Origin of the sequence: Paenibacillus sp. FSL H8-0317 (assembly GCF_045040685.1) — a bacterium.
Taxonomy (GTDB): domain Bacteria; phylum Bacillota; class Bacilli; order Paenibacillales; family Paenibacillaceae; genus Paenibacillus.
Genome location: NZ_CP150294.1, coordinates 4,548,563 through 4,570,961 on the forward strand (window position 1 = coordinate 4,548,563; position 22,399 = coordinate 4,570,961).

Below are 22,399 nucleotides of genomic sequence, written 5' to 3' on the forward strand. Positions count from 1 at the left end.
TATCCCCTCTCTATCCATTTTATTCCCATATTATATATGACCATATCTTATAAATCCAGACATTCATTTTGGAATTACACATATCAAAAAAGGAAATACGCCTCTGCGCATTCCCTTTTATCTCAGAAAGGAACTATTTTGCCTATCAGTTTATGGTCCTCAGTTCATCCGTCAGACTCCGGAAAGCTACTTCGTCTCCGGTAGCTAACGCTTTATCGATTTCCAAATAGAGTTTCTCGCTGCGCTGTTTGCGAAGCGCTTCGTCCCACACCATCTCAGCTGCCAGCCCCAACATGACTTCATACGTAACTTTCATTTTATCCAATAGGATGCACCTCCAAAACGGATTTAAGAGCTCCTATATTCTTTTCCTTTGGTAACATAACCCAGTGAAGTTCTGGACATCCGCTCCAAATCGGCATCAGTCAGCTCACGTATCACTTTGGCAGGTGTCCCCAAAGCAAGAGTATAGGGCGGAATTTTACTATTCTCAGTAACAACAGAACCGGCTCCAATCAGCGTATATTCGCCAATGTCGGCTCCATTCAGCAGAATGGCTCCCATGCCGATTAATGATCCTGTTCCAATACAACACCCATGAATGATCGCTGTATGTCCTACTGAAACATCATCTCCCACAATCAAAGGTTGATCAGTATTGACATGCCCGACAACGTTATCTTGAATATTACAGCGCTTTCCAATGATAATAGGAGCCAAATCAGCCCGCAGGACTGCATTGAACCAGACGGAAGACTCTTCTCCCATTCTCAAATCACCGATCAGTTTTGCACCTTCAGCCATATATACCGAAGAGTGTAACTGAGGTTGTAGACCTTTGTATGGAATTATCATTATTATCACTCCTTAATTTGGGAGTGATTTTAGCAACTTTTCCTTCATTTGTCAAACATAATGGGTGTAATGTCTCCTGAGATGGAGCGACAGGATACAGCAAGACGAGTGCCCCAAGCTGTCATTTGTATAGTCCGGCCTTCCTCATGTTCCCCAATACGAACCATGCCAAGATGCAGCATCATTTTAACAATTCTGTTATCATAGATGGCATCGGCCGTATCATAATAAAACGGCTGAATGAATGGACCGATCTGACGAAACAGCGACTCGGCAGTTGACCATTCTTGGGCACATTCGCCTGTCCAGTACACAATAGAGGACAGATTGGGAATAGCACCTTTATACAATCTTAACCAAAACCTAAATAGCTGTATCATTTCGGCTGTTTTCTCAGCTCCCAGCTTGTCTTCTCCAGCTGGTGATAACTTCAGCGTGCCTTGCTCCTCACGAACCAGCCGATGGTGAAATGCATAGTCGTAGAGAAGTGCGAAACGATCCGGGTAATCCTTGAAGGAACGGCCATATCCGAATCTCCATCCACCTTTGCCCACCAATTCCTCACTAATGTGCAGGTGCTCCATAATCTGCTGTTGAGAGCGACGGTACATCATGCCTTCAGCGTTAAGGGCAATCTCGTGCTGCTGGACAAACTGCAGGAACAACTTGAGATCATCCGCTAAGAGATGATACTCATCCCGATACATGGGTGGTTCTGTTGTTTTGGTAATCCCTGCTCGCAGATGTGTGGATAACACATCCCTGAATCTTAGTTTCAGATCCTGGGGTACCTGATACAAATACCTGGTCTGCTGCGTTGTTCCATTGAACAACCATCCACTCTTATTGAAGCGAACAATGAGATCACGCGGACTCGCGCCTGCCTCACTCTCCTTTTTGTCCATCGATTGACGGGCTATGGCAATGAGTTCTTCCATACCATAATACTGGCGAGGGTCAAACAACAAGTTGTTCAAAAAACGCTGATCTGCTTGATTCAGTTGACGTACCTGCTGCTCAAAAAAGGGTCTGCTGCCCAATGTAGTGAGAATACTCTGGATGAGTTCATGTTTGGAATTGGGCTTGCATTCACATTGGTAATAGTCTGCTATTCGATTAAGCTGGCCAATATCGGCAAAAGTAAGCATATCCGCTAGATTCATGGGTCCATCGCCTCGCCCGTTAACTACTTCGACTGCTGATTCGGAGCCTGAAATAGTTTGGTTTTGTAAACATCGTTGACGGAATTCCCATAATCTAAACCTCTTTTTGGAAATCTTTTATGTTTTAAAACATACTATGCCTCAAGTTGGTCAATCAGAAGAAAAATGAGAGGTTTGAAATCATATAAAGTCTTATTTCCCCATAAAACGCAAAAAAACAACCCAAGTTAGCTTACTCAGGTTGTTTCGCTGTGTCCAAAGACAGATGTCGTGTGCAATTATATAACAGCGGACTCCAGTCATCACGTTCCTTTTCCAGGATCGTCAGTGACAGGTTTCCAATACGTTCTGTATAGCGATCTTTAAACAAGGCTGTTAACAGGTTGGCTAAGAAAGCTCCGTGAGTGACAATGAGTACGTTTTGGTCTGGATAGGCAGACCATAGATCTTCCAGAAACGCCAGTGCACGAATCTGGATATCCGCTATCTGCTCCTGCCCCAAATCTAATGTCTCCCAGGATTTGCCCCAGCGGGCAACCCGTTCTTCTGAAGTCAGACCTTCAATCTGACCAAAAGCCCTTTCTTTCAACCGTGCGTCCGGCTCAAGCAAAGGTACATTCAACAGCTTGGAGATAATCTCCCCTGTTTCCTGTGCCCGCGATAATCCACTTGTGATGATATAGTCCCATTGGTATTCTTCCGTCAGCAGACGTCTTCCCAGGCGCTCTGCCTGTTCACGACCTTCTCCATTCAGAGGAATATCCGTCTGACCCTGTATACGGCCCGCCGCATTCCAGTCTGTAAGACCGTGACGAATAAGCCCGATTCGCACTTACATCCCTCATTTCTCCACACGGCGAACGAAAGGTTATTACCTATGCACTCGCACCTTGTTTGCGTTTATTCGTTGTTCGATGCATACGTCCAAGAGAAAATAACGCCATTCCTATTGCAAGTAAAGAGAGGGCCATCCAATACTGTGGATAAGCAGGTCCCATGCTCACAACAAAAGGTTCTATGATACTTCCTCTGTCCGCTCCAGTCATGTTGTACTGATACATTCCAGAGGACGATGGTCCGCTTCCGGCAACCCCTGTCTCCAGAATACCCGTAGCAACAACCTTGGTTTGCTCAGCTTCTGATACGTCTGGCTTAAACATTGCCATATACAGAAAGCTGCATAAAAAAATAGCCAGGAACGCGGCGATCCACAAAGACATATGCTTGCGGATCACAGCAGAGAAACGATTAACCTTTACCTCTTCCGGCAGAAGCCATGGAGACTCCGCGTAGATCCGGTCCATCACGTTACGGTTCACTCTCTCTGCCTGTTGTTCTGTCACTGGAACCGGAATGCTGTGCAGCAAGATCTGAGCTTCTTCCCAGACCTCAAATTGCTCGGAGCACTCATCACAACCAGCGAGATGAGCATGAAATGCAATCCGCTGAGGATGAGTTTCCGGCAAGTCCCAGACCAGTGCAAACAGTTCCTGGGCTTCATTGCAATTCATCGGTTCTTCATCCCTTCATATGGCTCGTACACCGGTTCGAAGAAATAAGGTTCCAATTGAGTTTTTACGCTTGATCTTGCTCTGAATAATAGCGATTTCACAGAACTGACGCTCTGCCCAAGAATATTCGCAATCTCTTGGTAGTCTAGTTGATCATACTCGCGGAGTATAATCGCAGAACGTTGCTTCTCTGGCAAATTGTTAATCGCATCCCTAACCAGCATCACCCGCTCGCTACGTAGTACAGCATACTCCGGTGTATTCTCCGAAGGAGCAACGGGAACAATCCCGCTCTCTTCAAGTGGGACATTTCCGCTGCGCTGTTTGCGAAGCTCACTCAGTACCGTATTTCTCGCAATGGTATATAACCAGGTTGAGAATGAGGCATCCACCTCACGGAAAGAGTGCAGACTGCGGAACGCCTTATAGAAAGTCTCAGAACAGAGATCTTCCGCAAGCAGCTCCATATTGGAACTTTTCAACATATGATATACGAAAGCCAGTATTTTACGCTGATAACGACTCATCAGCTCGGAATATAACTCCAGGTTACCTTCCTTGATCTCTCGAATCAACTGGGAATCCGTCATTTGAGTGCGACCCCTCCTCGCCCATCCATGTGCTTCTCCCCGTTCGACTCTATCCATGTATTACCGAACAGGCACAAAAAAGTTGCGGTTCTCACCGCATATAAACAGCGTTCAGCGCCATAACTGGCCTTCCCGCCAAATTCCCCTATGTAATGGCAATTTCCCCAACGTTTCTACATTAACAGTATTTATTGTACAACGGTCTGCATCATCCTGGCAAATCCATTGGTATCCACAGAACCCGACCTGTCATTCATATGCGGTCATTTTCACGTTCATGACTTCATTTTGCTCCTTTTTGGTAAGCCTTGCTTATATAGACGGACGACATACTGAAAAGGTTACAGAAATGTGATATTTTTTTGATCTAAGGTATCCTAACAGATTAAGGAGGGAGATGTAAATAGAGGATGTAAGTTTAAATGTAACTATTAACATATCAATGCCTTTCCCATAACTTTTCAAGACAAAAAAAAGACCGCTTACAAAAGCGGCCATTGCTCACGTGGAGCAATACAGTTATTGGATAGGAGTGGAGAGTATTGTCCTGAAACTAAACCTTTTATCTTCTATTATAAAGACCCTGTCATCCGTTACGGATACAGGGCCTTTTTTTTAGATTGTATTCCTTAACTCTTGTGCCAACGTTAACCCATCGTCAAATCCAGTTCTGTATGCAGTCTTGATTGAGGAACCTTTTTGTAGGAAGATATCTTCCAATTTATTAAGGTCGTCGATTAACTCCAACGGAATGTATTTCTTCAATCTATTTAAGGTGACATTAAAATCATCGTACAACTCTTTATTTTCGTCCTCGCATATAGTTACAACTTCCCAAAGGCGTTTTTCGATAGCTGGTTCCAACCACCCTTTTAACATTACGCAGCACTCCTATGATGTATTTTACGAATTTCTGTTGTTTACCTTGTTTTGCAGAACATGTTATACTTCGATTTGATTTAAACTCTCTAAATGGTTGAAGGAGCACTCTTGGTGGAAATAATCCGAGGGAGATGCTTACTTCAGTACTGGCTTGATCACCGCCAAATGACCCAAGCCGAATTCTCTCGTCGTACGGGTTGGTCCAAAAGAATGGTCTCGTTTTTCGCGACAAGTCAGCGCCCTATGAATGTAGAAGCTTTGTACCTAGCCGCGATGATCTTAGATATTCAAATGGAACAGCTGTATGAGTGGGAAGTACTAACGAAGTGAGTCGCGGAATATTCCGCTCTCCCCGGTCGAATGAGTACTAATATAGTACTCGAAATTTGTGATCCACACACTCCTATCAATAAGCTACGTGTCTATTCAACTTTGAATGTCATCTTATATCTATTCCCTCCAATACTCATTCTTGTTTTTTCCAATTTAATAATAACATGTCGCAGCCGTGTAACTTGTCGATGGTTGTCGAAACTTCCTCTAGTTACCTAGTATCGATTGATCTTGACAACAAATGTATTTTGTGATAAATAAAAACCCGGTTCCCCCGGGTTTGCTAATTGATGATTCCTTTTAGTGCTTTTAATTTACTTCTCGCTACAGTAACTCTATAATCAGATTCTTTAAAAATTGCTGTAGAGCCAAATATCTGCTCATCAATTCTCTCGATCCAATATGGATTGACCAGGTTACCATTATGAGCAGGATAGAGGTATGGCATAGCCTCAGCGCAAGCTTTGTATGTCAATCCAACTGTGAACAGACCTTTGCTTGTGTGGAATCGAGGTACATAATAGTTGGCTTTAGGCTCCCACATATCTATATAGTAAATATCACAAGCGTCAAAGAATCCACTTGTTGATAACTGACCGTTCTCCACTATTTCTACACCAAAAATCTGCCTGCTGTCCTTCTTTAACTGTCTCACTTCATCTACGATATCTTTCCAGACTTTGAGATTCTTCTGGTTGATTCCGGTATGTATATCGTCTTTAAAGTATGCGATTCCGCCATATGAACCAGTCAATACTCGATCGATGTTATCTATATTCACTAGATTTGATCCATCAAGAAATTTATAGTTGGGAAAAGCCTGTTCGCATGCGCTTAACGTTGTAAGCACAGTAAAGTTCCCCGTTCTTGTATAAAAAAATGGGACATTGTAATTTTTCGATGGCTTCCACATTTCGATGCCCATAATATCATTCTCGGAAAAAGAAAAACGAGGCCCGTAAGAGCCATCGCTTTGGACTTGAATACCTATTATTGATCGATCATTCATCAAGGATCACTTCTTTTTCAATTCTTCTGGCATTTTCATCGCTCCAACAATAACCTTTCGTTTCTTGGATGATTTTTTTGCTCCTTTAGTAAGGTCAGTACTAAGCATTCTTGCTATTTTCTGATTCAATTTAACCACCTCCTTCACTTTTTGTCCATACTGGAAGAATAAGAATGGCTTGAACAAAGAATGCCAATGTAATTTCTGGTGATATAATTACGAAATTTACAATGACCAGCGCAACTGATATCCACTTAAGCCACTTATCCCATTGGGTGGAATTAACGTATTCAAAATCATTTGGAGCGTAAATTAACATTATAATTAGGCTTACTGTATTCAATAAAATAATCGATTCGTAATTTAAATTAATTAAGGGAATTAACGCAGCCGCAAAGCCCGTTACAATTGAACATATAGTTATTGGCAAATGAACGCCACCTGAAAACTTTCTTAATGCAACAAATGAAAATAAAGTAATCAAGGCGCCGATAGTCGTTCCGAAAGTCATTCCTAAAATAACCGTAAGCAACAGTCCGGTATACCAATTGAGTCGTAGTCCCAATTCGTACTCCAATACCTCAACAGTACCTGGTCCCTCTGGATCAGATTTTTTTATGCTTACTGCGATACGCCTCGACAGCCTTTCTAATATCACCTCGCTCCCTCCTTACTGAAAAGAAGTAAGATACTCCGAAAGTAGCAATCGCTAATATTAACAATCCTGTTGGTTCTGATCTGTATAGCAACACCAAAGTCATACAAATTGTTATTGCAGAGATCATCGTTCCAATTAAATAGGAAAGGTTTGTCTTAGACAGATAATTTTCTTTAATTATAAAATCATGAGGAGGTCTTATAATAAAAGAAAATCCAAAATCGAACAGAGAAAAGATGAAGCAAATTAAATATGTAACTAATATAGAAGACAACTGTAGTAAATAAACCAGACTCCCCTCATTCTGTTGAACAATACCAGAATGCATTACATCCATCCACTCAAACATGTGAAAAATCCCCATTTGTATTGCTGCGTAAGCAGATATACCAGCTCCAGCAATAAATGATGAAATATGTGATTTTAATTCCATGCCAATTCGTAAAAAAAGTATGAAGAAAATATATTGAAAAGGTAAATCTAATTTAGGGAATTCTAAAGTTATTCGCATCATATATGAGAACGAAGCCATGAAAACAATGAAGAAAAATATTTTCCCTGCAAACTCTCTAACTGGCAACATATATAGCTTTAGAATAATTAACAACACAGCAAGAGCCTCAAAAATACCGATTAAGATATACAAAAAAGTGTTCAAACCTACACCATCCTAATTAAAATAACTATTAAAGTTATTATAAATGACGGAGTGGCAATTCCATAGCCAAATTCATACAAATCCATTGTTTACAGAGATATTTTCAGCCAGAGTAAATTATCAACATTTTCATCTAACAGCAAATTTACATCACCACATTTAGTTCTTAGCCATGACTATATAGATACTGACATGATATTAGCTAACTTGATATATTTCCAGTCGCCATCGGCAAACACCAACTTGATCTCCTTGAGAAACGTGTTTACCACCGAAACAATCCCTTCGTATACCTTATCCTCAATTGGATCAAAGACAGTGACGCGAATGCGAATGCGCTGATGGAAAGAGTCATTCAGCAGACCATAAATAATCTGCACTTCCTGCTCATCCAAAATCGGTTTTTCCTTCTCTGACGTTTCCTCCTGTTGCGCCAACCATGCCTCTCTGTGTTCAGGCATAATTATCCTGGATGTCTCATACAACCCGTTATCTTTCAGTCTGCTACGCATGACAAGCCTCCTTAGTATTGAGTCCAATAGTCGATGTTCCCAGAAGGTGGTGTGGGGTCTACCTTAGGACGTTCTCCCTCACGTTCCCAGCCTTCCAAGATCACTATGTTAGCCGTGTCAGACCTGTCTTCCCAATGTATGTATTCTTCAGTCACAAGAGCGTCTAAAGCAGCCATGACATCTGGTTTATGCTTACCCGTTTTGACTGTAAGTTCGTGGATTGTAGGAAACCTACGCCGTCCACCTTTGTAGTTGTATAAGATCCGAAGGACCTTCCTTTGATAATCCGTTAACATGTAAATCACCTCTTCAATATTATATGCGAACATACGTTCCTTTATCAACAACAAAAATACCCAGTCATTTTGACCAGGTAAATTTATAATAGAACTCATGGGAGAGAGTATATTATTATGGAGATCATCAATCAATGTATACCTTTGTAGCAATCTTTTATTTAATGTCACCTGAAGCGAATTTCCCTTTGTATTTTATTGTCCCGTCACTATTATATAGTGTGCCTTTTCCATGAAACTGATTACTTTTAAAATCACCTTCATATTTGATATTTCCATTATTAAAATATAACTTTCCTTCGCCGTGATAGCGATCCTTCTTTAATTCGCCTTCATACATTAATACTCCCTGTCCATTATACTGTTTACCATCACCATTTAATTTTCCGTCTTTAAATTCGCCTATATCTCTAACACTTGTTTTTAAAATAGGCATGTCTGGAAAATAGTATAGTTCTTCTGATTTTTCAAACTTTTTCTCAAATGATTCTATTGCCAATTTATTTACTTTGTAATATTTCAATAAATTTGAAGGTTCATCAGTAGAACTTTTCTCATCTATTAATGAGAGAATACCTTCACCATGATACTTTCCGTTCTTGAAGTATCCTTCGTAAACCGGGAAAACTAAGCCATATTCATCTAAACCTCCATAATATCCAAAGACATCATTATAGTATTCAGAAGCTAACATAAACTCTGTTCCGTAGCCGTTGAACATCCCATCCTTAAAATCTCCAATGTAAAGAGGAACCATAACCTTGTTTAAAAAATTAGAGTACGAGTATGTATATAGTACTCCTTCTCCATGTGGCTTGCTATCGCGAGTTTCTCCATAATAAATATAATTTTCATATTCTAAAGTTCGTTTATAGTATGGATCTCCAAATAGATTCCAGTACTTGTTTTCTGATTTTAGAAACATCCGTTCACCATTTGTAATTTTGGAAACTTTCGCTTCAGAGAATCTATCTTTATCAGATAAGAAAATATCTATGTTATTAAATAACTCTTTAACGTCATTCGCATAATTGCCTAATTTGTTTATAACAGTACTACCTGTTGCTTCTTTTTCCTCGTTATTTTTATTGACGTCAGAATTTTTACTTTGGGCAGTAACAGTAACTACAGAATCTTTATCGGTTTTTGGTTTAGAAGAACCAGGTTCACCTGTCTTTTTGTCTGATGTTTCCTTTATGTGTGACTGTTCTTTTTCTTTGGCTTGGGCCGATTCTGCATCCTTTATTTCTTTTTCTTTTTTCTCTTCCTCTCTCTTTGCAGCTACTTCTTTATTTTGTTTTTCTTTTTCGACTTTTGCTTTTTCTCTTTCAGATTCTCGTTGTACTATGTAATCTTCTGTATAGAACTTATCTAACATAAAATTTGAGAATCCGAAACAAATAAAAAGCATAATAATAGACAACGTCCACCCAATGATTTTCAATGGCCAATTTTTGCTCTTGATCAAAGGAAGTCTTCTTCTTATTAAGAGAAAATTAGTAATTAATATAAAAGGAATCAATCCGAAGAAAACTATTAGACTTAGTGCGCCTAATAAGCTAATTACTGAGTCTTTAGTTTGGTTATCACCAATAAAGGTACCAAAGACCAGTATTGAAAGAAATAAAGCACCGACTACATAGAATATTGATGCAATCACCTTCTTCCAAATAACTCCTGTTCTAAAACCTGGTATAATTGAACCTTTTTTCATCAAAGACAACTCCTTTAATATCATTTATAAAATATTTTTTTAATCACAAGTTCCGATTCTTTAAAACTACTAACATCTAGTCATAGGAAATATCTCACCTTAACTGTCGCTCCTTTCCCTTTAAGCGGTTCTGATAAGATCAAGTCACCCGACCGCATCATTTTTTTCATAGCATGACAGCATGAAGGCATACGACTTTTAAATCCTAAATAGTTATGTATATCTCCTGAAATAACATCCAAGTATTCGTTACCGGCTGTTCTTGCTTCACTAATCCTCTTCCTTAATTCCTCATCAATAATGCTCTTTAGATTAAGCATTTACCTACCTCTCTCCGCTCTAAATTCAAACTTGTCTCTAAAGTATCGATTACCAGCAATTTTTACTGATACATCACTGTACGCTTCCAATAACCCACCATAGTCCATAATACGTTCTCGCTCAGGTAAGACAAACCAGACTGATACACGTGTCTGTGATAATGCTGCCACTAGGAATTCTGTGTCTGTTTGCAATACACGATATGTATTCACCTTTTCACATCCATACATTTTTGATAGTAAAATAAACCTAGGTCTGATAGACTATTTCATGTTGTTAATTATTACTATATCAGGAGAAAGAAGAATGAAAAAGGTATTCTATAAAAAAAGGCTAACCATTATGAAAAAACTCTTCTAAACACTACAAATAATCCTTATAAACTAAAAACGAGGTGATTATCTTGGTTAAGATTGTACGTTCTAAAGAGATGGAAGATTATTTAAATAACTTAGCAAGTGAAATCGAGAGCCACTATAACATACCAGACCTCAAGGGTTCTGTAGCTCAGATTAAATGGGCACGAGATATCAGAATTAAATTTTTAAATCAAGCCCACGACAAAGATAAAAATTTAGAGACTTTGTTGCCGCTCCAAAATAAGACTTCTGCATCGTGGTGGATTAATAACAAAGATTTAACTTTAGAACAGATCATTGAAAAATCATTACAGCATTAAAATCACAGTTCCACAACTTACCGCCTCTATCCTTTATGGCAAACCGCTATAATTAGATTGAGGTGTTTTTATGTTTATTAGTCCAATGTTACTTGAAACAGCACCGGGTCCCTTCTCACATTCAGAATTCATTTTTGAACCTAAAGTTGACGGTCACCGGTTGATATATTCGCAACAAGCCGAAAAAGTCCGGCTATTCACTCGTCACAACAACGACTGTACCCGTCAGTACCCGGAATTGCTTCTGCTGTTTGACTCTGATATTATCTTGGACGGCGAGGTCGCTTGCACTGATCCAGAGACAGGGCTTAACGACTTTGAAGCAGTCATGAGTAGATTCAGCACAAAGCAGGCCAGCAAGATAACGCAGCTCACTCATAAACTGCCTGCCACATTTGCTATATTTGATATTCTTTTCTACCAGGGACGGGATCTACGTAAGCTACCTCTTATGGAACGCAAGATGATCCTACACAGTCTATCTCTTCCTTCCTCTAACTTTGGAGTTGTGCCCCATATAGAAGGCGCTGGAGAGGAGTTATACACTCAGATAGAGACTATGGGAATGGAAGGTGTAGTTGGCAAGCGCAAAGACAGCCAGTATGTCAGCAGACGGTCCAAGGATTGGTTGAAGGTTATTAACTGGTCCTATGCTAATGTGTTCATCACTGGATATAAAAAATCTGAGTTTGGATGGCTCGCTGCTGTTCCAGATCCGTCAGGCAAGATGCGCCCGGTAGGGATTATTGAGCATGGCCCGAGTCCAAAACATAAGCAAGCATTTCGTGGAGTTTGCCAGCAGCTGATAACAGGTGAAGACAAGAACAACGTTTACCTTGAACCTCGAATTCAGGCCAGAGTTAAAATGCGAAACTGGACCAAATCAGGCTTGCTGCGTATACCCGTGTTTGATCAATTTATCGTCTGAGATAATGCAAAAAATACTCCGCAATTCAATGCGGAGTATTTTTTATTGACTGCTAGTATTCGCTCACTTCAAACGTTAGGACTCGATCAAACAGGATGTAGTCTTTGCGGCTCTTGAACGGTCCTTTGTTATTATCATGCTTGTCTATTGCATAAGATGCCTTTCCACTCCCAGTTTGTTTAGCCTCATACCAATTTATGAAACTATTGACTTCATTCATACTCAGATCAAACTCTTTTTCTAATCCAGTAGACATAGTCACAACTAGGATTGCGCGGTCCCCTGAAGGTTGTTCCGGTTCCGGTTCCGGTTCTGGTGTTGGTTCTGGAGAAGATACGGGTGGATCGGTAGTAAATAAATCGACCGTTATTGAATCTCCAGCTTTATTATTTCCAGACCATACTTGAACTGATGTAAGAGTTGCACCAGGCTCTAATGTTACCTTGATATAGGCCGCAGGATGAAATGATCCTGAGTTTATAATAGCATTAACATTACCGCCAGTTTCTTGATACCCTGTATTGACACCTTCTTTGTTCACTACGTAAGTAGATGACCATCTTCCAGTTCCACTCATAAGGTATGAACCAACTCCCTTTATGGCAGAAACATCAAAGTAATAAACACCCGGACCCGCAACAGCGAAAGCACCATTAGTAGGCAGAATTGAGAATAACAAGACAAGAATCAAAAGAATTTTTTTCATTAAATACACCTCATTAATAAAGTAGATTATCTTAAATAAGAATATAAAATTCATTAAACTCTGTCTAAACATAAACTTGCTGATCTATAAATATCATCTAATTTATTGCATTTTTATTTTATATTGGATGCATGTCTCCACAAATTACCCGTTTCTATTCTTAAAGATTTGAGTAAAATTAGATAGTATAGAGTCTCAAAGGAGGCATTATCATGTGCGGAAGATTTACGCTCACGGACCCCTTAGATGCAATAATGGATAGGTACTATGCATCTATTGCAGATGGTTTTGAGTACAAACCTAATTACAATGCCGCACCTATGCAATACATCCCCACCATTATAGGAAGCAAAGACGGCAATAGACTGGGTTCACTCCGATGGGGACTGGTTCCCGTCTGGGCCAAGGATGACAAGATCGGGAACAAGATGATCAACGCCCGGTCCGAGACGCTGGCAGAGAAGCCAGCCTTTAAACGGTTAGTTGGGTCCAAACGTTGCATCGTCCCATGTTCGGGATTTTTCGAGTGGCGTAAAGAAGGGACAGCCAAGACACCTATGCGCATTCTGATGAAGGACAACAGCATATTTTCATTGGCAGGTCTGTACGATACCTGGACAGATCCAGACGGAAACAAGTTGAGCACGTGTACCATAATTACTACAGAACCAAATAGTCTGATGGAAGACATCCACAACCGCATGCCGGTTATCCTACGCCCTGAGGATGAAGCTGAATGGCTCGGAAGAGATAATGAGGATGTTCAGTCACTACTTGGTTTGCTTAAGCCATATCAAGCTTCAGAGATGAGAGCATATGAGGTGCCGAAGGAAGTTGGCAATGTGAGGAATAACAATGAGGAATTAATTAAAGAAGTAGGTTGAACGTAAAAAAGAGCAGGAGGGTTAACCCTCCTGCTCTTTGTTTTTGCTCTGAATGTAGTAAAACATATTGTTATCTGAAATTAAACAACCAAATGATGCAGGGATTTTATAACATCATCTGTGATTGGACGATTCATACCTTCCACATACACTTTGTCCCATGGTCCTCCGTGTTGATGCGTTTTGTCAACCAAGTCTCTTGCATCGTGACCTTTGTAGCGCATAAGCACTTCAACAATACAGTCTGTTGCTGCAACACCATCATCTGCCCCAATGACTCGAACTACAGAAGCTGGCAATGATACGTCCGTTGAAACTACAAACATCTCATCTTCTTTATAATCAATTATAGATGAGCCGTTGTGCCTCTGCGTATAGAAAACCTCTTCAACAACTGGACCGTACTTAAAAGCAACCAATGGTTCACTGAATAACTTCCGACCAGTTTTTAAAAGATATTCCGCATAAGCGTAATACAGCAGTTTCTGTAGTTTTAAATGTGTTACCGGAGCGATAGAAAGAATGAACTTGACCACATCGTGAACGTTCAATTTTTTACTGGCAGTTATTTGTCTAACAATAAGATCAGCATCATGAGTTACTAAAATGTCCTCAAAAAAAGAATCCTTCTTAACAACTGAGGACCACTCAACTGAATCTGTGGACAGTTTATGTATCCCAAGTTGGGTATGTCCACACTCTTCAACTTTCTTCATGAATTCAGTGATAACTTGTTTATCTAACTTAGATTCAGACGAGTAGTGCCAACCGATCCTTTGTCCGCCAATATAATCACTTAATATTGCTATAAAATGAAAAGCCAATGTCCTCACCTCCCCTCAAAACTAGTTGTTATATTGTTGTGGCCATTTTATGTATTCGCGTTTGCTTTTGTGATCTTTGTGTGAATCTGTATTCTTTTGCTCGTCATTTGGGTTCCAAATTTGCAATTCCCAAGGAAAAAAATTATTGTTGCCACACAGGTAAATGTGGGTCCCACTGTATTCACCTTTACTCGAGTTATTACAAACTATTTTGTACTCAGATTGTCTAAGCTCTTCGAGAAACTCATTTACTTCTTCTGAAGTATGATCAAATCCATCAATTTTTATGCGGAATCCAAGAAGGTCATTCATGCACTTATTCAAAGGCACACCGCCTAGTTCCTGCCTTACATATCTGTAATCAAACAATTTGTTAATTATTGAATCTCTGTGCTTAACTCTGTTTCTCAAATCCCAATGCCTGTAATCATAATCGTACTCCATATGCAAAATTCTCTGATTCAAAACATTTAAATATTGCTGGATCAACGTAAGAAATGTCGGTTCAGGTGTATGAAGTCCTTCATCTTTAGAGAAGACACTACTTATTGACTTTTTCTTTAAATTAATCATTTCCACATTTTCCAAACCAATAAAATCACGAGAACACGCATCGTGGTCTGCACAAATTTCATTGATAAGCTTTTGTATTGCAGCGAATTGATCCAAGACCACTCATTCCTTATCCCTGAGATTCACCTTCTTTACTTAATATTAGCACACCCTGTCAAGCAACCAACCTTAACTCTATTTTATCAGAACATTTGTTCCTATACAAGAGAAAGATAAGCCCCGACTAAAATCAGGGCAATAATTTCACCATCACACTACCTACCTATACTTCGGATTGCAATTTAATGCCAACTTTCTTGCGGTAGTTTATGACCAATTGCCGCCAGAAGTCGTAACTGCCTTTGCTGTCAGCAATATAAGGTTTGTAAAACTCATAAGCTGATTCTGCCCACTTAGGACATTCCATGTTCTCCTTGGCCTTCTGAGCTGCGATCCACTTGGCCTGAGATTCAACAGTCGCCTTCAGTTCCTCCATTTGTTTCTTTTCTTCTGATGTCATCGGCTCTCCATCCCCTTCCTTCATTCGATTGAATTCAGCTTTGATAGCTGGAATGAATCCTCGCTCAGCAGCAGATCGTGTATTTCCATTACCAAAGAATTTGGTCCCTGGACAAGTCTTGCTGGACTTACCTTTTTGATAATCACCTAACCACGCTCCAGAAGCCGTATACCAGGCGTGGTACACAATATGGGATGTATCAATAGGTATGTTTAGTTTGAGTGCGAGACAAGCATATAGGTGGACTACAGCTTGTTTCTGCGCAACAGTCATTGTGTCTCCGCCTTGATCGAAGTTACCTATGATCTCTATGCACAAAGCACCTGTATTGGCCCCTTTGATTCCAGCAGGCGTTTTATTGAGATCCCGATCCAAACTGATAGCAATACGCCCATCCTCAAGTACAGTCATGTTTTGACCTGTGCCTGACCATCCCTGTGACAGATGGTACGACCTCATTCCCTCAAGACATTTCCAGACATCCTGTTTTGCTATTCCATTGATCACCTGACGAGTAGTGTAGTTGGGTGCAGCCGTATGATGGACCTGGAGCTTGTCTATGCTTCTGGTTATTTTCTGTTTGTCGAGCCACCCTTTTAATTCGGATGGCTCAAGTAACAAGAAATTGCCTTTTGAGATCATGTCTGTTCAGTTCCTTTCTTCGCTTGCTTGATCACCTGGTTACCGAATACCGCGAACGCACCAACCAATATTCCTTGGATAAGCGATTCGGGAGACCAGCCGAGTGTCCAACAGGTAATAACAATAGCAAATGCAGTCACGATGAAAACAATGGTCCAGTCCGGGATCTTTGGAATGCGTTTTATACCAATACCAAGTACCCAGCATGCAGCCAATACAATAAATAACTTAGGATCAATTAATGAAAATACAGTGCTCCAATCCATCTTCTACACTCCTCCTGTTTTCAAAATTAGAACAATTGCTCCGATAGCTATACCAATCAGGGTTGTAGCGATAGTCCTCCACAACCAGGTCTGAGCATTCTCGATCTTATCGAGCCTGTGGTGGGCCGACTTGGTGGATTGCATAGCTTCCTTTGCCAGATCACGTGTAGCTTCCAACGTGGCAGCCATTGCCGGTACTCCTTCAAGCGTCTTTTCCATTCTGGCCAACTGTACTTGGATACCCATAAGAACTTTTGTAGTTTCTTCCACAACACTGTTCACCTCACTTATAGTTGTGTCAGTCAAATTAATCCCCCATCTCTCTGTTCAGGATAAATTTCCTGACCTATTCAACAACTTCTGATTTATCCTTTTGTTCTTGAATCTCAATTGCTGCCAGTGCATTCCCGATCTCTAAATCTAAAGCTGTCAGAATCTCTTTTTGATTAAGTGGATGCGAGCTAAGAACCGCAGAGATTACTTGGGTCAATTCTTCAACCGGTTTATTCAAATCCATTTGAACTTGGAGTGCATGTGTCATCTTTGCCAAGACCTTTCCTCCTCTCTATACGAAAATAAGCCCCTTCCAATTAAGGAATAGAGCTTCATGGATTTATTATCTTTTATCTTTGATACGTAATGGCTACGGATTTAGGAATTGTAAAAGTAATCAAAAAAAGAGCCCGTATGTAACGGGCCCTCTCAATATTAATCTATTTAGCAGTAAGTAATGCTTCATCAATTAGTTTTAGCTCTGCTTCATACTTCGCTACCTCAGCATCATATTCAGAAAGAGACTTTTCCCATTTGGATATTGCTTCTACATTTCCGCTCTTCCGAACTTCCTCAAGACCTTTCACCACTTCTTCTCTTCCTGCTTTTGTTGAAATTAACACTTTTCCTGCAATAATCTGTTTTGTCTCTTCAAGCTCTGTTTTTGATTGACCAATATATTGGTTGTTCTCATTAGACGATGTTTCGTTCCCGACAGCCGCAGACTCTATATCGGATGTAATATTAATTGTTCTCCCCTCCACTTTAACATTAGCACCTAACGCTTCTGACAAGGCGCGTGCAGGCACATTCGCCTTGCTATCAATGACAGCTCCCTTGTCCGATAATTTCTTTCCATCTACAACGATGGTATATTCACCTGTAACCTTCTTTCCAACCAGTGATTTTACCTGATCAGCAAACGCTCCCGCAGATGTCGAAAAAACAATACCTATGACGATACCGCCAGCAATATATGCAACCTTATGCGTAAACTTCTTCATGATTCGACCTCCGTAATTGGTTCGATTTACCTAATATGATACATTACGGAGGATGTATTGTGAAGGTAACAATCATCTTGTTATCTATGAGAGGTTGACAGTTGCAATCGCTGTTCCGTTTTGATTGAACAGTTTGAGATTTTTAGTGGATGGATCATAGGTCATATTTACTGCATATTGAGTATGAGTATGACTTGTATACGCCTTACCTCCAAGGGAAGTCCAAATTGAATTTATTTCGTTTTGCAAACCGGTCACGCTCGAAATAGTTAATCCGGTGGCGCCATAGTTAAAGGTTGCAGCTCCTCCAAAGTTGACAGCCCCCTGCAAACGAATAGGATTTCCTGTATTATTCGATCCGATTATGATGCTATTTCCGTACATAGTAAGAACACCGCTGTTAGAATAAGAATTAATTTCTCCTACAGATGTCCCGTTTGCGTCTCTCCAAATAATTGCCGCCGCAGTAGCATCTTCAGTAGTAGCTATTTGTATTCGAACTCTATTACCAGCATCATACGAACGAAATCCTTGGGAGTCTTGCTCAATTCGCCTTCCGCTTGCTGCTGTACGAATTAAAGCCCCGGTAATTGTACCACCATTAATATTAGTTCCTGTTACAGTAGAGGCTGTAATTGATCCAGAGAAGTTCGCTCCTACTGCGGACATAATCCCGCCTGAAGTAACTGTGAACATCCCATTGCCTACGTTTATTGAGGAACCAACGATGGCTCCGTTTTTAAAGTTTGAGTACTCAATGTTTGCGTAATTCGCAGTTAAGCTATTTGCAATCAAATCACCCTTCATATTTAAACGGAAAGGTGCGCTATTAAATGACGATGCCCCTGCTGCAATACCATTCGTGTTGATCTGTACAATGTCCTCACCATTACCGATCAGCATAGAGACAAAGTTACCGAGTTGACCTATTACTTGCTCCGCTACAACGCCTCTGGCTGTAATGGCAGCACGTATCGATTTCCAGCCATCTGTCGATATCCCTATCCCTTTAGAAGTCAATCTGACTTGTTCCAGAGGATTCGTTTTCTCTTGCGCCAGTATTCCACCTTCTGGTGGATAGATCAGCTCGGTTTTGCTGTTGTTAATGTCAATGACCGCTTGCTTGGCAAATGATTCAAAGACATCCGTCCGGATCTTCCCGTTTGAAAACAGGTTGTTGGTGATGTTCTTATTTCGTTCTAAATCACTGATAATATCATCGTAATCTCTTAAATTGATATTGGAGATTGTCGGTTCAGCATGCTTGTCCATACTGTAAGGATACTCTGTAAGTTCAGTGATACGAGCTTTCAATCGGTTCATGCCCATGTCCGGGTCGATACACATGACATCATCACCTAAATGAGGTTTAGGCTCAGTGTGGTCGATTTTGAACAGGTCTGCCGTGGAAATGGTCGCCTCCAATGAAACAACTTCCTGTTCAAGCAGCGCCTTACGTGTAGCCTTCAGCAAATCCTCTGCTTCTTCGATATCTTGCTCAATAATTTCTCCATCGTAAAATGGAACTGAATCACTTGCCCAATACTGAGCAAATGGTGATATGAGATAGTTAACTGCAAGTTTACCATTCACAATTGTTCCTGGTATGCTCGACAATAGACTTCTTTCGAGATCCGTCAGCAAGGAAGCATCCATACCGATGAATGTCCGGCCATCCTTCATTTGAGCATACATCCGGGTAACAAGGGACTCCCCTTTGTCCTTGAAGGAACTGGATACGATGTTTTTCTTGAGCCTATACTGCAAGCCTTGGTCAGATCCGATTCTCTTCTTGAGGTTAATAACGAAATTATCAGGTTCGACCTCACATTCATACATATCGACGATCTTATTCAAAGCTTCCAGACATGTTCCCCGTCCAAAATCTTTTACGTCATGTAAATCAAACGTATCGTGGATCATGAATGTGAATCTCCCGCCAGTAGCTTTTGTAATTAAGTCTGTAAGCTCGCTGAGATGCACGCCATACGCTTCGTCGATGTATGAAACATAAGGGAATTTGAAGTCATTCAGCTTGAACATGACATGATTACAATAGATAGAAGCCATGAGCTTCCGACCTTCACGAGACCGGCTCCTGGACTGTATAACATAAAATTGACCACGCTCATCTTGAACGTGGCCTTTGATAGCTATTTTCTCTCGGTAATCATCTGAAGTCATCGGGACCATAAATGTTACCTCGTAATCACTGTTAATTCTTCTTCTTCGTTGTATATCCGAACTATCAACCAACGTTCCTACACGCCGGATGTTCTTATCAAAAACTTTCATTGTCGGGTTAGGCATAACTCACCTCATTAATACAGGAATTTGTCTCTATGTGTAACACGGATCAGTACGTTTCTACCTATTTCAGGATCTGTCCATGTGAGATTGTTTTCTCCAAGGTTTAAATCAAAGAAATCTCCTTCAAGAAAATGTGAAGCATTAACTCCATTTTGAGTTATCTTGTACGAATTGGCATCGATAACAACTTGATCACCTGGTTTGAACGGTCCTGTGAATTCAAGGAATTCCACATGGTACCTACTCCCTTTGGCAACTGCCCCAAAACCGACATTCATAATCGCCCGTTTGGTAATCTCACGGACAAAATCCGCCTTAGTTCCGGCAGCTACATCCATAACGGCCGCAAATGAGATTTCACGAACGAACGTTGCCTCAGCTTCTGCACTGACATCCATAACCGCCGAACCCGTCATTTCCATCGTGGCTGCGGCAACGGCTGAACCGGATACGTCAGCAACTGCCCTCCCAAAGACGAATACGGATATCTGGCGGTTAAAGGCCATGCGGTTAAAAGCCCCTCTGTTAAACATGACCTTCACCCCTTTTAAAAAGAAAATCCCCTGACCACTCCAGAGGGCATAAAAATAGCGCCCCATAAATGGAACGCCTGTTAGATGCCTTCAGTATTTTCCAAAATGTAATCTTCAACGGCTTGTCGATAATCTGTATTGGTGATGTCATCAAGTAAGTACACTTGACCAGTCTTTGGATTCATCCCTTTATTCATGATCCGATCAGCAGCAATCCGAACAACAACTGAGTTTACCATTATAAAATACCTCCCGTGCTGGCATCAGCCAAAAGTAATAGTTGATCTTCCAAATCTTTTATACGTTGTTCTTCAGGCGTCAATGCTAAATCGATGTCTTCCAATATAGGTTGTTTTGTATCGGGATCGATCTTCACAATACGCTGTTTATTAAAGTCAATTACGCCGTAATCCAAATCAACAAAATCTAAAGATGTGATCTCTGCACGAGGAAGCACATCTCCTTGCACCTCACCTGTTTGATGAACGATATATCCGTCTTGGTTGTAGATAATACGATTCCCTAACTGCATGTTAACCCCCCTTTAGCTTATAGCTATATATTTATAAGTTAATCCAGTATTCCCAGTCGAAGATACTGCGAATCCGACTCGAAATCCGTCATTATATATAGTGAACGGATCTGTATTCTGAAAAATCGGTGATCCGTTCGCGGACGATATACCGTAAATGAATCGAAACATTGAACTCAATGTATTACCGACATCCGCGTATTCAGAATAAATCTTAAATCCGCAAGCCCAAGCCGAGCCGCTTTCTGGTGGTTTGGGTGATAGGACTGATAAAAATATCAATTTAGGTTTAAATGCCATTCCTCTCTGTGTTATGAAATTCTCTGTTGTTGTACCAGTGCCTTCAACAAACCGAAGTCCCGTTGCAATTTGTCCAATCTTTGTAGCCAATTGTGGAAATGTATCGCTGCCTGATGCTGCTACTCCCTTGCCAGTGATAGCGGCTGCGACGGCTGTTTTCCCATCACTGACAGAGGTAAAAAGGTCAACACTCCAATCTCTCCAATTACTACCTGATAAATGACGTTGATAGTAGTTAGGTGTAGAAATAAGTGGATTCATAGCTCTTTGAATTACATATGAACCTGTACCACTTATCACTTCAACAATTAAATTAACTCCGTTAACAGGAGCGTTAACTGCCCCGAAAACAATGTAAGTTCCCGCTTGCTTCAAATTATTTAAATTAAAACCTTGTGGCAGGGATTTCGCATTTCCATCTTCCTGTGTTAATGCGTGTTTCTGCCAGTCCCTTTCATCCACATATAACTTCGACTCAGAAATCGCAGACACTCGTGCATCATTGACGGCCTTCTCTGTTGCAGCCACTTCTTCTGATTCGCCGTCTGTAGCATTAGACAGTTGGACGATACCCTTATCTGTTAAAGATGCATCCTGTGGTGCAGGTATGTTACTTAGTCGTTGATCCAGATCAGTAATATTCTCTCGGAATGTGTCGTGATCATGAGCTGTAAAGTATCTCGACAACTTTGTCCCTGCTGCCCATGACGCCGCCCCGCTTTCAAACCCTCTTGTTACTCCCGTAATCTCGTTCCCGGTCTTACCTGTATAAAGCACCGTTTCTGCTGATTCATCAGTTCCGAGTGACAGTAGGTTAGGTGCAGGAGGTAATACTGAACCGTCCAGCACCGTGAAACTTGTTTGAGAATCGTTAATAGCCTCCGCCAGCTCCGTCTGCCTGCTGTTGACTGCTGCCGGATACATTGTTTCAAGCATCGTTCATC

At 40.8% G+C, this 22,399-nt stretch carries 28 protein-coding genes and 1 pseudogene; 3 read left to right on the forward strand and 26 right to left on the reverse strand.

Annotated features, from left to right (window positions below):
- Positions 1-145 precede the first annotated feature (145 nt).
- From MHB43_RS20155 to MHB43_RS20215, 13 genes are all read right to left on the reverse strand, one after another.
- The gene (locus tag MHB43_RS20155; RefSeq protein ID WP_017687723.1) at positions 146-325 is read right to left on the reverse strand and encodes an IDEAL domain-containing protein; all 180 of its coding nucleotides are present in this window, start codon (positions 323-325) and stop codon (positions 146-148) included.
- A 23-nt stretch (positions 326-348) separates the two neighbouring features.
- Positions 349-855: a gamma carbonic anhydrase family protein gene (locus MHB43_RS20160; RefSeq protein ID WP_091028957.1), complete on the reverse strand. Its 507-nt coding sequence runs from the start codon at positions 853-855 to the stop codon at positions 349-351.
- A 44-nt stretch (positions 856-899) separates the two neighbouring features.
- Positions 900-2,018: a hypothetical protein gene (locus tag MHB43_RS20165; RefSeq protein WP_221820332.1), complete on the reverse strand. Its 1,119-nt coding sequence runs from the start codon at positions 2,016-2,018 to the stop codon at positions 900-902.
- 232 nt (positions 2,019-2,250) lie between these two features.
- On the reverse strand, positions 2,251-2,850 hold the full coding sequence (locus tag MHB43_RS20170; protein ID WP_221820330.1) for a histidine phosphatase family protein: 600 nt from the start codon (positions 2,848-2,850) through the stop codon (positions 2,251-2,253).
- Positions 2,851-2,893: 43 nt separating this feature from the next.
- Entirely contained in the window at positions 2,894-3,529 is a 636-nt protein-coding gene (locus MHB43_RS20175) for an anti-sigma factor (RefSeq protein WP_076209924.1), read from the reverse strand.
- Complete coding sequence (locus MHB43_RS20180; protein ID WP_036607662.1) at positions 3,526-4,119, reverse strand: RNA polymerase sigma factor; 594 nt, start codon at positions 4,117-4,119, stop codon at positions 3,526-3,528. The genes MHB43_RS20175 and MHB43_RS20180 overlap by 4 nt, the downstream gene beginning before the upstream one ends.
- Positions 4,120-4,734: 615 nt before the next feature.
- The gene (locus MHB43_RS20185; RefSeq protein WP_341073424.1) at positions 4,735-4,998 is read right to left on the reverse strand and encodes a hypothetical protein; all 264 of its coding nucleotides are present in this window, start codon (positions 4,996-4,998) and stop codon (positions 4,735-4,737) included.
- A gap of 619 nt (positions 4,999-5,617) precedes the next feature.
- Positions 5,618-6,343 (reverse strand): hypothetical protein, encoded by a 726-nt coding sequence (locus MHB43_RS20190; RefSeq protein ID WP_405117833.1) that lies wholly within the window; start codon positions 6,341-6,343, stop codon positions 5,618-5,620.
- Positions 6,344-6,349: 6 nt separating this feature from the next.
- Positions 6,350-6,472 (reverse strand): hypothetical protein, encoded by a 123-nt coding sequence (locus MHB43_RS20195; protein ID WP_405117834.1) that lies wholly within the window; start codon positions 6,470-6,472, stop codon positions 6,350-6,352.
- 1 nt (position 6,473) lies between these two features.
- A complete protein-coding gene (locus tag MHB43_RS20200) occupies positions 6,474-7,001 on the reverse strand; it encodes an accessory gene regulator B family protein (RefSeq protein WP_405117835.1) in 528 nt (175 codons plus the stop codon).
- Positions 6,949-7,659: a hypothetical protein gene (locus tag MHB43_RS20205; protein ID WP_405117836.1), complete on the reverse strand. Its 711-nt coding sequence runs from the start codon at positions 7,657-7,659 to the stop codon at positions 6,949-6,951. Before MHB43_RS20205 ends, MHB43_RS20200 begins: the two co-directional genes overlap by 53 nt.
- A gap of 176 nt (positions 7,660-7,835) precedes the next feature.
- Entirely contained in the window at positions 7,836-8,171 is a 336-nt protein-coding gene (locus MHB43_RS20210) for a YolD-like family protein (protein ID WP_405117837.1), read from the reverse strand.
- A gap of 453 nt (positions 8,172-8,624) precedes the next feature.
- Positions 8,625-10,181 (reverse strand): hypothetical protein, encoded by a 1,557-nt coding sequence (locus MHB43_RS20215; protein ID WP_405117838.1) that lies wholly within the window; start codon positions 10,179-10,181, stop codon positions 8,625-8,627.
- Between the two features lie 724 nt (positions 10,182-10,905).
- On the opposite strand from MHB43_RS20215, the gene MHB43_RS20220 reads away from it, so the two are divergent.
- On the forward strand, positions 10,906-11,181 hold the full coding sequence (locus tag MHB43_RS20220) for a hypothetical protein (RefSeq protein WP_405117839.1): 276 nt from the start codon (positions 10,906-10,908) through the stop codon (positions 11,179-11,181).
- A gap of 70 nt (positions 11,182-11,251) precedes the next feature.
- Complete coding sequence (locus MHB43_RS20225) at positions 11,252-12,109, forward strand: ATP-dependent DNA ligase (protein ID WP_405117840.1); 858 nt, start codon at positions 11,252-11,254, stop codon at positions 12,107-12,109.
- Between the two features lie 52 nt (positions 12,110-12,161).
- Here MHB43_RS20225 and MHB43_RS20230 read toward each other — a convergent pair.
- Positions 12,162-12,431 (reverse strand): annotated as a pseudogene (locus MHB43_RS20230) (fibronectin type III domain-containing protein); the annotation flags it as partial.
- Positions 12,432-13,027: 596 nt separating this feature from the next.
- Here MHB43_RS20230 and MHB43_RS20235 point away from each other — a divergent pair.
- On the forward strand, positions 13,028-13,699 hold the full coding sequence (locus MHB43_RS20235) for an SOS response-associated peptidase (protein ID WP_405117841.1): 672 nt from the start codon (positions 13,028-13,030) through the stop codon (positions 13,697-13,699).
- A gap of 80 nt (positions 13,700-13,779) precedes the next feature.
- On the opposite strand, the gene MHB43_RS20240 is transcribed toward MHB43_RS20235, so the two are convergent.
- From MHB43_RS20240 to MHB43_RS20295, 12 genes are all read right to left on the reverse strand, one after another.
- Positions 13,780-14,523 (reverse strand): Panacea domain-containing protein, encoded by a 744-nt coding sequence (locus MHB43_RS20240; RefSeq protein WP_405117842.1) that lies wholly within the window; start codon positions 14,521-14,523, stop codon positions 13,780-13,782.
- A gap of 21 nt (positions 14,524-14,544) precedes the next feature.
- Entirely contained in the window at positions 14,545-15,192 is a 648-nt protein-coding gene (locus tag MHB43_RS20245) for a hypothetical protein (protein WP_405117843.1), read from the reverse strand.
- Between the two features lie 166 nt (positions 15,193-15,358).
- The gene (locus MHB43_RS20250) at positions 15,359-16,237 is read right to left on the reverse strand and encodes an N-acetylmuramoyl-L-alanine amidase (protein ID WP_405117844.1); all 879 of its coding nucleotides are present in this window, start codon (positions 16,235-16,237) and stop codon (positions 15,359-15,361) included.
- Positions 16,234-16,503, reverse strand: coding sequence for a phage holin family protein (locus MHB43_RS20255; RefSeq protein WP_405117845.1), 270 nt, complete (start codon positions 16,501-16,503; stop codon positions 16,234-16,236). Before MHB43_RS20255 ends, MHB43_RS20250 begins: the two co-directional genes overlap by 4 nt.
- Positions 16,504-16,506: 3 nt before the next feature.
- On the reverse strand, positions 16,507-16,809 hold the full coding sequence (locus MHB43_RS20260; protein ID WP_017688006.1) for a hemolysin XhlA family protein: 303 nt from the start codon (positions 16,807-16,809) through the stop codon (positions 16,507-16,509).
- Positions 16,810-16,849: 40 nt separating this feature from the next.
- Positions 16,850-17,044 (reverse strand): hypothetical protein, encoded by a 195-nt coding sequence (locus tag MHB43_RS20265; RefSeq protein WP_405132452.1) that lies wholly within the window; start codon positions 17,042-17,044, stop codon positions 16,850-16,852.
- A 172-nt stretch (positions 17,045-17,216) separates the two neighbouring features.
- Positions 17,217-17,780, reverse strand: a complete 564-nt coding sequence (locus MHB43_RS20270; RefSeq protein WP_405117846.1) for a copper amine oxidase — start codon at positions 17,778-17,780, stop codon at positions 17,217-17,219.
- 84 nt (positions 17,781-17,864) lie between these two features.
- Positions 17,865-20,090, reverse strand: a complete 2,226-nt coding sequence (locus MHB43_RS20275; protein WP_405117847.1) for a phage tail spike protein — start codon at positions 20,088-20,090, stop codon at positions 17,865-17,867.
- Positions 20,091-20,101: 11 nt separating this feature from the next.
- Positions 20,102-20,623, reverse strand: a complete 522-nt coding sequence (locus MHB43_RS20280) for a phage distal tail protein (protein WP_405117848.1) — start codon at positions 20,621-20,623, stop codon at positions 20,102-20,104.
- 80 nt (positions 20,624-20,703) lie between these two features.
- Complete coding sequence (locus tag MHB43_RS20285) at positions 20,704-20,862, reverse strand: hypothetical protein (protein ID WP_405117849.1); 159 nt, start codon at positions 20,860-20,862, stop codon at positions 20,704-20,706.
- On the reverse strand, positions 20,862-21,155 hold the full coding sequence (locus tag MHB43_RS20290; protein ID WP_405117850.1) for a hypothetical protein: 294 nt from the start codon (positions 21,153-21,155) through the stop codon (positions 20,862-20,864). Before MHB43_RS20290 ends, MHB43_RS20285 begins: the two co-directional genes overlap by 1 nt.
- Positions 21,156-21,167: 12 nt before the next feature.
- Positions 21,168-22,391 (reverse strand): pyocin knob domain-containing protein, encoded by a 1,224-nt coding sequence (locus MHB43_RS20295; RefSeq protein ID WP_405117851.1) that lies wholly within the window; start codon positions 22,389-22,391, stop codon positions 21,168-21,170.
- Positions 22,392-22,399 lie beyond the last annotated feature (8 nt).